The 12,739-nt window shown below is 39.7% G+C and carries 13 protein-coding genes; 7 read left to right on the top strand and 6 right to left on the bottom strand.

Annotated elements, in window-relative coordinates:
* Entirely contained in the window at window positions 1-1,191 is a 1,191-nt protein-coding gene (locus LY11_RS07975; protein WP_111633187.1) for a BaiN/RdsA family NAD(P)/FAD-dependent oxidoreductase, read from the bottom strand.
* Window positions 1,192-1,374: 183 nt separating this feature from the next.
* Between LY11_RS07975 and LY11_RS07970 the strand changes: the two genes are divergently transcribed.
* The gene (locus tag LY11_RS07970; RefSeq protein ID WP_111633186.1) at window positions 1,375-2,514 is read left to right on the top strand and encodes a 5-(carboxyamino)imidazole ribonucleotide synthase; all 1,140 of its coding nucleotides are present in this window, start codon (window positions 1,375-1,377) and stop codon (window positions 2,512-2,514) included.
* Window positions 2,514-3,002 (top strand): 5-(carboxyamino)imidazole ribonucleotide mutase, encoded by a 489-nt coding sequence (gene purE, locus LY11_RS07965; RefSeq protein ID WP_111633185.1) that lies wholly within the window; start codon window positions 2,514-2,516, stop codon window positions 3,000-3,002. The genes LY11_RS07970 and purE overlap by 1 nt, the downstream gene beginning before the upstream one ends.
* 62 nt (window positions 3,003-3,064) lie before the next feature.
* Here the strand turns inward: purE and LY11_RS07960 are convergent, their stop codons facing one another.
* Window positions 3,065-3,628, bottom strand: coding sequence for a YqgE/AlgH family protein (locus LY11_RS07960; RefSeq protein WP_111633184.1), 564 nt, complete (start codon window positions 3,626-3,628; stop codon window positions 3,065-3,067).
* Window positions 3,629-3,678: 50 nt separating this feature from the next.
* On the opposite strand from LY11_RS07960, the gene pdxH reads away from it, so the two are divergent.
* The 4 genes from pdxH (at window position 3,679) to LY11_RS07940 (ending at window position 7,899) form a co-directional block, all read left to right on the top strand.
* Window positions 3,679-4,329, top strand: a complete 651-nt coding sequence (gene pdxH / locus LY11_RS07955; protein ID WP_111633183.1) for a pyridoxamine 5'-phosphate oxidase — start codon at window positions 3,679-3,681, stop codon at window positions 4,327-4,329.
* A gap of 9 nt (window positions 4,330-4,338) precedes the next feature.
* A complete protein-coding gene (locus tag LY11_RS07950) occupies window positions 4,339-5,229 on the top strand; it encodes a 3-hydroxybutyryl-CoA dehydrogenase (protein WP_111633182.1) in 891 nt (296 codons plus the stop codon).
* 9 nt (window positions 5,230-5,238) lie between these two features.
* Window positions 5,239-6,261: a Holliday junction branch migration DNA helicase RuvB gene (gene ruvB / locus LY11_RS07945; protein ID WP_068399147.1), complete on the top strand. Its 1,023-nt coding sequence runs from the start codon at window positions 5,239-5,241 to the stop codon at window positions 6,259-6,261.
* Window positions 6,262-6,390: 129 nt separating this feature from the next.
* Window positions 6,391-7,899 carry a carbon-nitrogen hydrolase family protein gene (locus tag LY11_RS07940; RefSeq protein ID WP_111633181.1) on the top strand — a complete coding sequence of 503 codons (1,509 nt, stop codon included), beginning with the start codon at window positions 6,391-6,393 and terminating at the stop codon, window positions 7,897-7,899.
* Between the two features lie 25 nt (window positions 7,900-7,924).
* Here LY11_RS07940 and LY11_RS07935 read toward each other — a convergent pair whose 3' ends face one another.
* Window positions 7,925-8,134, bottom strand: coding sequence for a hypothetical protein (locus tag LY11_RS07935; RefSeq protein ID WP_111633180.1), 210 nt, complete (start codon window positions 8,132-8,134; stop codon window positions 7,925-7,927).
* A 120-nt stretch (window positions 8,135-8,254) separates the two neighbouring features.
* Window positions 8,255-8,491 carry a hypothetical protein gene (locus tag LY11_RS07930; protein WP_111633179.1) on the bottom strand — a complete coding sequence of 79 codons (237 nt, stop codon included), beginning with the start codon at window positions 8,489-8,491 and terminating at the stop codon, window positions 8,255-8,257.
* A gap of 223 nt (window positions 8,492-8,714) precedes the next feature.
* Between LY11_RS07930 and queG the strand changes: the two genes are divergently transcribed.
* On the top strand, window positions 8,715-9,662 hold the full coding sequence (gene queG, locus LY11_RS07925) for a tRNA epoxyqueuosine(34) reductase QueG (RefSeq protein WP_111633178.1): 948 nt from the start codon (window positions 8,715-8,717) through the stop codon (window positions 9,660-9,662).
* Window positions 9,663-9,684: 22 nt separating this feature from the next.
* Here queG and LY11_RS07920 read toward each other — a convergent pair whose 3' ends face one another.
* Complete coding sequence (locus LY11_RS07920; protein ID WP_245952650.1) at window positions 9,685-11,550, bottom strand: M1 family metallopeptidase; 1,866 nt, start codon at window positions 11,548-11,550, stop codon at window positions 9,685-9,687.
* A 154-nt stretch (window positions 11,551-11,704) separates the two neighbouring features.
* Window positions 11,705-12,715 (bottom strand): 3'-5' exonuclease, encoded by a 1,011-nt coding sequence (locus LY11_RS07915; protein ID WP_111633177.1) that lies wholly within the window; start codon window positions 12,713-12,715, stop codon window positions 11,705-11,707.
* Between the last annotated feature and the right edge of the window lie 24 nt (window positions 12,716-12,739).

Here is a 12,739-nt window from a genome sequence, read left to right as displayed (position 1 = left end):
CTATATCCCTTGTGCAATCACAAAGCCACAAGCCCATGCCCATTGAAAATTATATCCGCCAAGCCAGCCTGTAACATCTACACATTCCCCGCCAAAATATAGTCCCGGCATTTTTTTACATTCCAGCGTTTTAGAAGACAACTCGCCGGTATCAATTCCACCGCGCATTACTTCTGCTTTGTCATAGCCTTTATCGCCCGCTGGCTTCACTTTAAACAGGTGGATCGTTTGGTGGATTAACTCTAGTTCAGTTTTCGTCAAAGCGGCCACTTGTTTATCAACTGGCAGATATTTATGCAGGGCATCGGTAAATTTCTTCGCATAATACCTGTTCAGTAAGGTAGACAATAATGTCTTTCCATTGTATTTCCTTTCTTCTTCAAGCAGTGCGGTAATATCCTCGTGAGGTAACAGATTGATATTGATACTTTCACCTGGTTGCCAGTAAGAGGAGATCTGCAGCACTGCCGGACCGCTCAATCCCCAGTGGGTAAACAAAATATTCTCCTCAAAAGAGATTTTATCATTGCTGACTTCACAGAAAACTGAATTTCCTGAAAGCTGTGCATACCAGTCTTCTTCTTTTCCGGTAATGGTTAGCGGAACTAAGGCTGGCGCAGTATCAACAATTTTTAATCCATTTTTACGGGCAAAACGCAATGCAAAATCTGTTGCCCCCATCTTTGGAATTGGTAATCCGCCTGTAGCAATGACCAGTTTCGGCGTATTTAAAGTATATGTTTTGCCAGCTTGCTGATAAGTGACCGTATAAGAACCGTCATTTTGTATAATATCAGTTACCTCTGTATTGCATTTTATCTCTTGTCCGAAGTCTGAACATAGCATTGTAAATACGTCTACAATATCTTTTGCGTTCTTATCGTCGGGAAATAATTGTCCTAATGTTTTTTCCTTACCATTAACTCCATAGGTTTCAAAAAAACTAATCGTATCCGCAACCGTCCATTGTGTGAAGGCCGATTTACTGAAGTGTTTATTCCCCGAAATGAATTGTTCATCGGTAGCGAACATATTGGTATAGTTGCATCTACCACCTCCGGAGATCAATATTTTGGCTCCTGCCTTACTTCCTTTTTCCAGTATAATTACCTTCTTACCCAGGTATCCGGCTTGGACAGCACACATCAATCCGCATGCGCCCGCCCCAATTATTATAGCATCAGCCTCCATCAAATCCGTTTATATTGTTATTTTTGTGCAAAATAAAGTCTGTGTAAATTTATATCCTGAAATTGTTCACAGCTTATTTTTTAGTGAAACAAAGTTAAATACAATTCTGGTGGCTTTTCTACCTGAATAGAATTTGACCAATAAATTTTAAACAGACGTAAAAGCATATATTTTCATATAGACATGGCAAAACAAATAAGTGAGTTAAAATTAGGGATTCTGGGTGGTGGACAATTAGGCCGAATGTTAATTCAGGAGGCTATTAATTACAATCTGACTACGCTGGTTTTAGACCCTGATCATGAAGCTCCCTGCAAGCATCTGGCAAATTACTTTGAGTGTGGATCGATTACTGATTTTGATACAGTATACAAATTCGGCAAAAAAGCAGATGTAATTACTATTGAAATTGAAAAAGTAAATATCGAGGCTTTAGAGCAGCTGGAAAAAGAAGGCAAAATGGTATTTCCACAAGCCAGGGTTATCCGCTTAATTCAGGATAAAGGTATTCAGAAGCAGTTTTTCAAAGAAAATGATATTCCTACAGCTCCTTTTCAGCTGGCGAATACTAAAGAGGATTTGCTGAATTCAAGTTTTCCATTCCCATATATGCTTAAACAGCGTAAAGATGGTTATGATGGAAAAGGTGTAATGCGGATTAATAACATAGCAGATCTGGACAATGCGTTTGACAGCCCTTGCTTAATTGAGGAGCTTGTTGATTTTGAAAAAGAAATCGCAGTGATTGTATCCAGAAATTCTAATGGTGAGGTGAAGACCTTCCCAATGGTAGAAATGGAATTCAATGCGGAAGCAAACCTTGTAGAGTTTTTGATCTCGCCTTCTACTTATCCTGAGCATGTGCAGGAAAGAGCAGAAACAATCGCTAAAAATATTGCTGCTGCTTTAAATATCACAGGTTTACTGGCTGTAGAAATGTTTATTACCAGGGATGGGCAGATCTTAGTTAACGAATTAGCACCAAGACCCCATAATAGTGGTCACCATACGATAGAGGGTAATTACGTCTCGCAGTTTGACCAGCATTTACGTTCGGTATTTAATTTGCCTTTAGGCGATACACGTGCGATCAACAATGCGGTTATGTTAAATGTATTGGGTGAAAAAGGGCACGATGGTGTTGCAAAATACCAGGGTCTGGAAAAGATAATGGCTATCGATGGTGTTTATGTACACCTTTACGGTAAAAAATATACAAAGCCTTTCCGCAAAATGGGCCACATCACTATTGTGGATCAAAACCGGGAAGCTGCTATTGAAAAGGCAAATTTAATCAAAGAAACACTAAAAGTAATATCTTAATGAGCGCACAAGTAGGCATAATTATGGGCAGCAAGTCTGATTTAAACATCATGAACGATGCTGCTGATATTTTAAAGGAATTTGGAGTAGAGTTTGAAATGACGGTTGTTTCGGCACACCGTACACCAGACAGAATGTTCAGCTATGCTAAGGAAGCTGCTTCAAGAGGGATTAAAGTTATTATTGCTGGTGCTGGTGGTGCTGCGCATTTACCGGGCATGGTAGCTTCTATCACGGTATTGCCTGTGATTGGGGTTCCTGTAAAGAGCTCTAATAGTATTGATGGCTGGGATTCGATTTTATCTATTTTACAAATGCCAAATGGGATTCCTGTAGCCACAGTAGCATTGAATGCGGCAAAAAATGCAGGTTTGCTTGCGGTACAGATCTTATCTACTGCAGATAATTCACTGGCTGTGAAAATGCAGGGATACAAGGATGAACTGAGAAAAAAAGTTGAAGAATCTGCTGCAGAGTTAGAGGCTTAAGTTATACAAAAAATGCCCTGCTGTAATTAGCAGGGCATTTTTTTATGTCTTTATTTTTGTATTTAGTTCAGGTTAGGGTTTTTAGGGAAATTGCTGATATGTGCATATTTAGGCCCTAAATGAATGATCACCTCTTTCCAAAGCTGTTCTTCGTCGGCAGAGAATATCATATCAGCGTCGTACTGATCAGAAACAATCCAGGTATTTTCTTCCATTTCTGCTTTGAGCTGAGGCCCCTCCCAGCCTGAATAGCCGACAAAAACTTTCACATCATCTTTAGTGAGTTCTCCTTTACGCATCAGCGCTCTGAAGCTTTCAAAATTCCCTCCCCAGAAGATCCCTTTGGCTATTTCTTCGCCACCTGAGATCTTTTCAGGACAACGGTGGATAAAATGAATCGTATCTGTAGCTACCGGGCCACCATAGCACACCGGAAAGGCAGGGCCGCCGATGTCCTCAATTAAATCACCTAACAGCAACAGACTTGGCTGGTTAATTACAAAACCAAGTGTTCCCAGTTCACTGTGTTCAGTGAGAAAGACCACTGACCGGGTGAAATTAGGATCATTTAAAAACGGTTCGGAAACAAGCAGTTTACCGGCTGAGGGTGTTAATCGACTTATCATTTCGGAAAATTACTTATAATTTTAAAAAAACTAAAGACTATTTTTGTCAAATGGAGTTGACCAAAGAAAATATTCAAAACCTAAGACAAGATTATCGCGCTGCTGAACTTTCAGAGGCCGATATAGAGAAAAATCCGATTGCGCAATTCGCAAAATGGTTCAAAGACGCGTTAGACGCTAAATTGTATGAGCCTAATGTAATGACTTTGGCTACAGCCGACTTATCAGGCAAACCTTCTTCCAGAATTCTCCTTTTAAAGGGATTTGATGAGGATGGTTTTGTCTTTTTTACGAATTATAACAGTAAAAAAGGTAAAGATCTTCAGGAAAATCCACAGGCTGCCTTGCAGTTTTTCTGGCCGGAACTGGAAAGACAAGTCAGAATTGAAGGAACTGTAACCAGGGTAGCAGCAGAGGTTTCTACAGCTTATTTTCACTCCCGTCCAAAGGGCAGCCAGATCGGAGCAAGTGCTTCACCACAGAGCACAGTGATTACAGACAGGGAAATTCTGGAAGAACGCGTCAAAGAATTGACAGCTGCATATCAGGAAACAGAAGTTCCGCGTCCCGAACACTGGGGAGGTTATGTATTAAAACCTGCGCACCTGGAGTTCTGGCAAGGCCGTCCAAGCCGTTTGCATGACAGGATTACTTATACCAGCGTCAATGGCGTATGGACAATTAACAGACTAGCACCTTAACTATAAAAAATGACTAAAATAGCAGTGATCGGATCTGGTACTATGGGAAATGGTATCGCGCATACTTTTGCACAATTTGGCTACCAGGTAAACCTGGTTGACATTAACCAGGAAGCATTAAACAAAGGATTAGATACAGTTAGCAAAAACCTTGACAGACAAGTTACTAAAGGAACAATAACTGAAGAAGATAAAGCGAAAACATTAGCCAATATAAACACTTTTACAGATTTAAAAACGGGTGTTGCCGAGGCTGATCTTATTGTTGAGGCCGCTACTGAAAACCTGGATCTTAAGCTAAAGATCTTCAGAGATCTGGATGCTTATGCCAAACCAGCGGCTATATTAGCCAGCAATACCTCTTCTATTTCAATTACCCACATTGCCTCAGTAACAACCAGGGGTGAAAAGGTTATTGGAATGCACTTTATGAATCCTGTACCTGTGATGAAATTGGTAGAAGTAATTCGAGGTTATGCAACTTCTGATGAAACTACTTCCCTGGTAATGAATTTATCAGAGAAATTAGGTAAAGTCCCTGTTGAGGTAAATGACTATCCTGGATTTGTAGCAAACCGTATTTTAATGCCGATGATCAATGAAGCAATTTACACTTTGTTTGAAGGTGTTGCAGGTGTTTCAGAGATCGATACCGTCATGAAATTAGGTATGGCACATCCAATGGGCCCGCTACAACTTGCAGACTTCATCGGACTTGATGTTTGCCTGGCAATTATGAATGTACTGCATAAAGGATTTGGCAATGCTAAATATGCGCCATGTCCGCTTTTAGTGAATATGGTAATGGCAGGCAAAAAAGGAGTAAAATCCGGAGAAGGATTTTATGATTACAGCGCAGGCGTCAAAGAGGCGAAACCGGCAGCTAAGTTTTTATCTTAACTTTACCACATGAACGAAAACCTTGATCCCTCTTCAGAAAGCTTGTCTCCCATTGAAAGGGACATAGAGAAAGTCTTGCGTCCCCAGGCTTTTGAAGATTTTACCGGTCAGGAAAAAATCATGGAGAACCTGAAGATCTTCGTTAAAGCAGCCAAACTGCGGGGCGAACCTTTAGACCATGTATTACTTCACGGCCCTCCGGGATTGGGAAAAACCACGCTTTCTTATATCATCGCCAATGAAATGGGCGTTGGTATTAAGGTGACTTCTGGCCCGGTGCTGGACAAGCCCGGTGACCTGGCAGGACTTTTAACAAACCTGGAAACCGGAGACATCCTTTTTATTGACGAAATACACCGTTTAAGCCCACTGGTAGAAGAATATCTGTATTCTGCTATGGAAGACTTTAAAATTGATATTATGCTGGAAAGCGGGCCTAATGCCCGTTCTGTTCAGATTACACTGAATCCATTTACACTGGTTGGCGCAACTACCCGTTCGGGTTTGTTAACAGCTCCATTAAGGGCCAGGTTCGGTATTAATTCCAGACTGGCTTATTATGACGCTAAATTACTGACCACCATTGTACTGCGTTCTTCAGAAATCCTTAAAACACCAATTACAGAAGAAGGTGCTTATGAAATTGCACGACGCAGCCGTGGTACACCAAGGATTGCAAATGCTTTGTTAAGAAGAACAAGGGACTTTGCACAGATCAAAGGAAACGGCACAATTGATACAACTATAGCCAAATATGCACTAACAGCTTTAAATGTGGATGAACATGGCCTGGATGAAATGGACAACAAGATTCTGCTCACCATCATCGATAAATTTAAAGGTGGCCCGGTTGGTTTAAAAACCATTGCAACTGCTGTTGGTGAAGATGAAGGAACAATAGAAGAAGTATATGAACCTTTCCTGATTCAGGAAGGTTATATGATGCGTACTTCCCGCGGAAGAGAAGTTACAGAAGCGGCTTACAAACACCTTAAAAGACAATATCAGGCACAGTCTGGCAAGTTATTTTAAGAAATATATTTTTGAGGCATCATTTATGTGTAGCAACAGACATATTAAATACCTTTCATGCCAGTTATTGTTTACAAAAGTTTTGATGACTATTTATAAGCAATAACTGGCTATAATAAAATAACGCACATGAATATTGAAACAAGAAAACTGACCCTGGAGGACTATGACGACCTTAAGGAGTCAATGTTACAGGCATATGATACCCTTGGTGGCCAAATCTGGAGTAAACAAACCATCGCCAAATTACTTAAACTATTTCCTGAAGGTCAGCTTTGTATCGCTGTAGATGATAAAGTGGTTGCCTGTTCACTGGCATTGATTGTAAATTACGATGAGTATGGTGATAAACATACATATGAGATGATTACTGGTGGTTATACTTTTTCTACACATGATCCTAATGGAGATACATTATATGGTATCGAAATCTTTGTTTCTCCTGAATACAGAGGCCTGAGATTAGGCCGCAGGCTGTATGAGGCAAGAAAAGAGCTTTGTGAAAGTCTTAATTTAAAAAGTATCATTGCTGGTGGCCGTATACCAGGTTACCATGAGCATGCCGATACTTTAAGTCCGAGACAGTATATAGATAAGGTTAAGGCCAAAGAAATCTATGATCCTACGCTTACTTTCCAGATCTCCAATGATTTTCACGTCAGAAAAGTATTAAAGAATTATCTTCCGGGTGACCATGAGTCCAAAGAATTCGCCACATTGATTGAATGGAATAATATCTATTATCAAGGTGTGGATGCTTCAGCACGTTCCGCTAAAACAATCAGAATCGGGTTAGTACAGTGGCAAATGAGGCTTTTCCCGGATATGGATGCCTTTTACGAACAGGTGGAGTTTTTTGTAGACGCTGTTAGTGGTTACAAGTCTGATTTTATCATGTTCCCTGAACTTTTTAACACACCATTACTACAACCTTATAATCATTTACCGGAAATGGAAGCTATGCGCAAGCTGGCAGAGCTTACTCCGGAAATCGTAGAGAAAATCCAGAGTTATGCGGTTTCTTACAATGTGAATGTTATTTCGGGCAGTATGCCGATTTTAGAGAACAATAAATTGTACAATGCCACTTATCTGTGCCACAGAAGCGGTAAAACCGAGGAATATAGAAAGATTCACATCACGCCAAACGAACTAAAATATTATGGTATGGTTGGGGGCGATAAAATACAGGTATTCGATACAGATTGTGGTAAAATCGGTATCCTGATCTGTTATGATGTCGAATTCCCGGAGTTAAGCAGAATTTATGCTGACCAGGGCATGCAAATCCTGTTTGTTCCTTTCCTGACTGATACACAAAATGGTTATACCAGGGTGAGAAGATGTGCGCAGGCCAGGGCCATAGAAAATGAATGTTATGTAGCTATCGCGGGTTGCGTAGGTAATCTTCCGAAAGTGAATAATATGGATATACAGTTTGCGCAGTCTGCAGTATTTACACCATCAGATTTTGCCTTTCCTACCAATGCGGTAAAGGCAGAAACTACGCCAAACACCGAAATGATGCTTGTTGTAGACGTAGACCTGCATTTACTTGATGAATTGCACCATTTTGGTACTGTTAAAATATTAAAAGACCGCCGTACTGATCTTTACGAAGTTAAACTACTTAAATAGTAAACAAGCTTCGGATACAGGCCTGTTATTTCCGTAAAAACAACCAATAAATGAGCAGGATCAGTATAATAATGGGCACTCCCCATTTAATTACTGGTCCTGCTCCTTTGTCATTATCTTCGTTTACGGCCTGTGGCGATGGTCCAGGGTCATCCTGATGTTTTGGATAATCAGTCTCTATTTCTCTGGGATTGTTTTCTGGGTTCTCTTTAAAATCAGATTCTGTGTTTTCCATAATTGACAGTGTTAAGTTAATTTCAGATAATTAGTTTAGTCTATGTACAACAAAGAAAAGACTCAAAAGTTTCCTCCAAAGGGACATGCTGTATTCCAAAGCATCCCTCCAACGTAAAACTTATCTTAAACGGACGTGAATTTTACCCTCCTCAGGTTGTGCCCGGCCGGTAGCCAGTGCATCTGCAATATAATCAAGTACAGTACCAGGAATAAAAGCAGGGTGATCTCCACCTACAGGTAAATAAACAGCACACAGCACAGTACCATTTTTAAAACTTGGTTTTACACTTGTTTTTCTGTAACTCGATATTAAAGTCACATCCCCCCCTAAATAAGCATACCAGGAATTAGCCATAATCAATAATACTTTTATTCATCAAAAAGCACCAAAAACTTTAATTAATACCTACTCTTTTAAGGATTTTCAGCTTTCTCCTTTATATTTTTTATTGCACCAACTTATGGCTAAAAAAGCTCATTTCATAGGGTCATATGACTCAAAAACAGCTTCCGGATGCTTAATAGCGTAGCAGATTGGTTTTTTTATAGATTATAGAAGTGTACCTTTGCAGAGAGAAATGTATAACAACCCAGCAAAATACAGCCAGCTTATCAAGGATGAAGCCCTTAGACTAGGCTTTATGCAGTGCGGTATTGCTAAAGCAGGCTTTCTGGAAGAAGAAGCACCGAGATTGGAAAAATGGCTTACAGATAATCGTCACGGACAGATGAGCTATATGGAAAATCACTTCGACAAGAGGTTGAATCCGACACTGCTGGTGGATGATGCAAAATCTGTAATCTCTCTGACGCTGAATTACTTTCCTGAAGAAAGGCAAACAGACCCGGATGCGCCGAAGATCTCTAAGTATGCCTATGGCGCGGACTATCATACGGTGATTAAAGACAAGTTATTCTTATTGCTCAGCTTTATTGAAGAAAACATAGGCGAGGTAAGCGGAAGAGCTTTTGTGGATTCTGCACCGGTACTGGACAGAGCCTGGGCAAAACGTGCGGGTATTGGCTGGATTGGTAAAAACAGCAATATTATCAGTAAGAAAAGTGGTTCATTCTTCTTTTTAGCAGAACTGATTATTGATCTCGACCTGGTTTATGATGAACCCTTTGCAACTGATCACTGTGGTACCTGTACCAAATGTATAGATGCTTGCCCGACAGACGCGATCTTATCCCCTTTTATCATCGACGCAACCAAATGTATCTCTTACCTCACTATTGAACTCAGAGAAGAAATCCCTAAAAGCTTTGATGATAAAATGGAAAACTGGATGTTTGGCTGTGACATTTGTCAGGATGTTTGCCCCTGGAACAGATTTTCAGTTCCTCATACGGAACCAAAGTTCAAACCTAATGAGAATTTGCTGAACATGAAAAGAGAAGATTGGCTGGATATTACCGAAGATGTGTTTAAACAGATCTTTAAGAATTCGGCAGTAAAGCGGACTAAGTTTAAAGGCTTAACCCGCAATATTGATTTCATCAGGCAGATTCCTGATGAAAGCTAAGGATTGTTGAGCTCAAAAGAGCTTATTTAACAAACAGTATGTTATTGTAATCGTTCTTATCCGGTACATAAGTACTTCCAAGCACGGCTTTCTTTATTTTTTTACTGGTTTTGAAAGGAAGTGAAATATTCAGTTCAGGTTTCTCCCAGACACCGATATTCCAATGTGCTTTTTCCGTAGAACCGTCATCATAAGTTAAAGTCAAATCAACAGGTAGTGGTTTAAGACTTTTGTTTTCTATCTTGAAAACATAACCATCAGCTGTTTTGTCAGCTCCGGTAATACCCAAATCAATATCTCCTTCTCCAAAGAACCATCTGTTCCAGAACCAGTCCATATTTTTACCAGATCCTTCGTTCATACTGTAAAAGAAATCAAATGGCATTGGATGTTTACCGTTCCATTGTTCAATATAATTGTGCAATGCTTTGGTAAACAACTCATCACCCAGATAATCCTTTACAAACAGGTAACCTAAAGCAGGTTTAGGATAAGAATTGGTAAAAGAACCCGAACCAACCAGATCCGGAGTAAGGGTCATGATTGGCGTGTCATCTTTTTTACCAGAATTAAATGCTGTTGGCTGTATTCCATACTCATCAACCATAGTAGAGTCAATCATCGGCGAAATTAACCACTCCCCTATAGTTGCCCAACCTTCGTCCATCCAGCCATATTTTGTTTCATTTGTTCCCATGTAAAAAGGGAACATCGTATGAAAAATCTCATGGATAGTCAGTGTAATTGAGTTTTCGCGTTTTTCAACAGGATTATCATTTACCATCATTGGATATTCCATCTGGTCAAGTCCATCAAAAATAGTCTCATGTGCATATGGATATGGCCATTTCGGGAAGTCATAACTCATGGCATGTACAGATTTACGTGCAAAATCTATCACTTCATAATAATCTTTATGAATAGGATTAAATGCCGCATCTACCCGCGTTCTTCTATTGGTTTTCGGATCAACGACTAAACTGGTTGACTTCCACAAATAATGGTTACTGGTCGCAAAAACGAAGTCGGTTACATTTTTAGCTTCAAATTTCCAGGTATTAAAATCCTGGTTTTTAGTAATAGTCTGTGTCGCAAGGTCATTCTCATTGATTACATTAACCACACTGTCTACCTGCTCCGCTAAAGCCAGCTTATCAGCAATTTTCTTCTGGAAAACACTTTTAGCATTCATCAGATCTCCTGTTGCCCAGATGACGTAGTTTTTAGGCACTGTTACTGCGGCTTTAAACGTACAGAAGTCATTGTAAAACTCAGCGTCTCCGAGATAAGGATACTTGTTCCAACCATCTACATCATCATAAACAGTAATACGGGGGAAGAAATAAGCTACAAAATAAGAACCTTCATCGACCATACCAGTTCTGTTATGAGATCCTCTGTTTAAAGTATATTGATAAGCAATTTTAACTTTTATACTTTTTCCAGGGGCCAATCCAGCAATAGCAGTACGCATATTTGTTCCATCGATCTGAAGTGCATCAGCCGAAACTGTTTTATCATTAATTGATAAGGAGCCAATTTTCACACCTTCACCCAAATCTCTGTCCGCAACCTTACTTGCACGCGGGCTGCCATCTTTGTATAAGTTTGGATATAATTTAAACCAGATCTCCTTTAAGGTATCAGGACTTTGATTCTTATAAATTACATCAACAGTACCTTTCAGCAATCCTGACACAGGATCGAAATCTACTTTCAAATCGTAATCTGCTGTATTCTGCCAGTATTTTAATCCTGGTTTCCCATTCACAGCCCTTGTTCCTTTGTTGTAAGCTTGCTGAATATCTGCAGGAACCGGCAAACCCTGTTGCGCAAAAACGCTCAGACCTATCATACTGAAGAGACTGAGCATTGTTATTTTTTTCATTAGTATATATTTATTTTTAACGGTTATGAAGCTATCATGATTTTATATCATCTCGTTGTGTGGTTTGAAAAATCATCATGGTTTCATTAGTATATATTTATTTTTCCCTTTTATAAAAAACCTGCATATTCATCATATGCAGGTTTTTGCTGGCTTATTTACCGAATTTCATTTTTAATTGTTCCAGCATGTCAGGAGTAACATTTACCGCTGGTTTTTCCTTTTTAGGTTGTGGAGCCGCTGGTTGTCCTGCTGCCTGTTGTGGCCTTGGTTGTGCCGCCGCAGGTTTAGGTTTTGCAGGAACGGCTGATTCTGCTGGTCTTGGCGTTGCCGGCATTTTTGCTGCTCTGCTCAATTCCTTTTTCTTGTTCCAGCGTGTCCAGATCTCTTCCAGTTTCTTTTTAGTGTATAAAGGAAAATCTCCCTGTTTCATCCAGGCATAATAACTTGGCTCAGTATCAAATACCTGCTCTACAGTTTTGTTTTTATGCTTTCCGAAGTTAAACACCTCTTCTCCATTCTCATTGAAGACCATTCTGCCTGCAAAATCAACAGGCTTGTTCATGTTTGTAAAAGCATGAAGCGCGTCTACATCATTTTTGACCGGCTGAGAGATGTTACCTTGTTTATCTTCAAAATCTACATTCTCATAACGGTCAAGCTGTGCAAGCAAAACATGATAAGTAGCTTTAATATCTGCCTCTGCAGAGTGTGCATTGATAATATCCTGATCACAATAGAATTTATAAGCCGCACGCAAAGTACGTTGTTCCATCTGGTGAAACACATTTTGTACATCTACAAACCTTCTTCCGGTCATATCAAAGTCTACACCTGCACGTAAGAATTCTTCCAGTAATACAGGAATATCAAAACGGTTAGAGTTGTAACCTGCAAGATCCGCATCACCAATAAATTCAGCAATTTCTGCTGCTACTTCATTAAATTTAGGTGCATCAGCAATATCCTTATCGTAAATTCCATGAATCAGAGAAGATTGCAAAGGGATTGGCATATCCGGATGGACACGTAATGTTTTTACCAGCTCAGATCCATCTGGCATAGCTTTTAAAATTGCAATTTCAACGATACGATCAGAACCAACGTTAATTCCTGTGGTTTCCAAATCAAAAAAAGCAAGAGGACGGATTAGATTTAATTTCATCTATTTAATATGTTTTTTTTTGTC

It is taken from the genome of Pedobacter cryoconitis (genome assembly GCF_003259615.1).
Taxonomy (GTDB): Bacteria; Bacteroidota; Bacteroidia; order Sphingobacteriales; family Sphingobacteriaceae; genus Pedobacter; species Pedobacter cryoconitis.
The sequence above is the reverse complement of the archived record's forward strand: the minus strand, read 5'-3'. Positions and strand labels throughout refer to the sequence as shown.

Coding starts and splice junctions, on each gene's coding strand:
- LY11_RS07975 (WP_111633187.1), bottom strand. CDS start 1,191: ATGGAGGCTGATGCTATAATAATTGGGGCGGGCGCATGCGGATTGATG.
- LY11_RS07970 (WP_111633186.1), top strand. CDS start 1,375: ATGGCAAAACAAATAAGTGAGTTAAAATTAGGGATTCTGGGTGGTGGA.
- purE (WP_111633185.1), top strand. CDS start 2,514: ATGAGCGCACAAGTAGGCATAATTATGGGCAGCAAGTCTGATTTAAAC.
- LY11_RS07960 (WP_111633184.1), bottom strand. CDS start 3,628: ATGATAAGTCGATTAACACCCTCAGCCGGTAAACTGCTTGTTTCCGAA.
- pdxH (WP_111633183.1), top strand. CDS start 3,679: ATGGAGTTGACCAAAGAAAATATTCAAAACCTAAGACAAGATTATCGC.
- LY11_RS07950 (WP_111633182.1), top strand. CDS start 4,339: ATGACTAAAATAGCAGTGATCGGATCTGGTACTATGGGAAATGGTATC.
- ruvB (WP_068399147.1), top strand. CDS start 5,239: ATGAACGAAAACCTTGATCCCTCTTCAGAAAGCTTGTCTCCCATTGAA.
- LY11_RS07940 (WP_111633181.1), top strand. CDS start 6,391: ATGAATATTGAAACAAGAAAACTGACCCTGGAGGACTATGACGACCTT.
- LY11_RS07935 (WP_111633180.1), bottom strand. CDS start 8,134: ATGGAAAACACAGAATCTGATTTTAAAGAGAACCCAGAAAACAATCCC.
- LY11_RS07930 (WP_111633179.1), bottom strand. CDS start 8,491: ATGGCTAATTCCTGGTATGCTTATTTAGGGGGGGATGTGACTTTAATA.
- queG (WP_111633178.1), top strand. CDS start 8,715: ATGTATAACAACCCAGCAAAATACAGCCAGCTTATCAAGGATGAAGCC.
- LY11_RS07920 (WP_245952650.1), bottom strand. CDS start 11,550: ATGAAAAAAATAACAATGCTCAGTCTCTTCAGTATGATAGGTCTGAGC.
- LY11_RS07915 (WP_111633177.1), bottom strand. CDS start 12,715: ATGAAATTAAATCTAATCCGTCCTCTTGCTTTTTTTGATTTGGAAACC.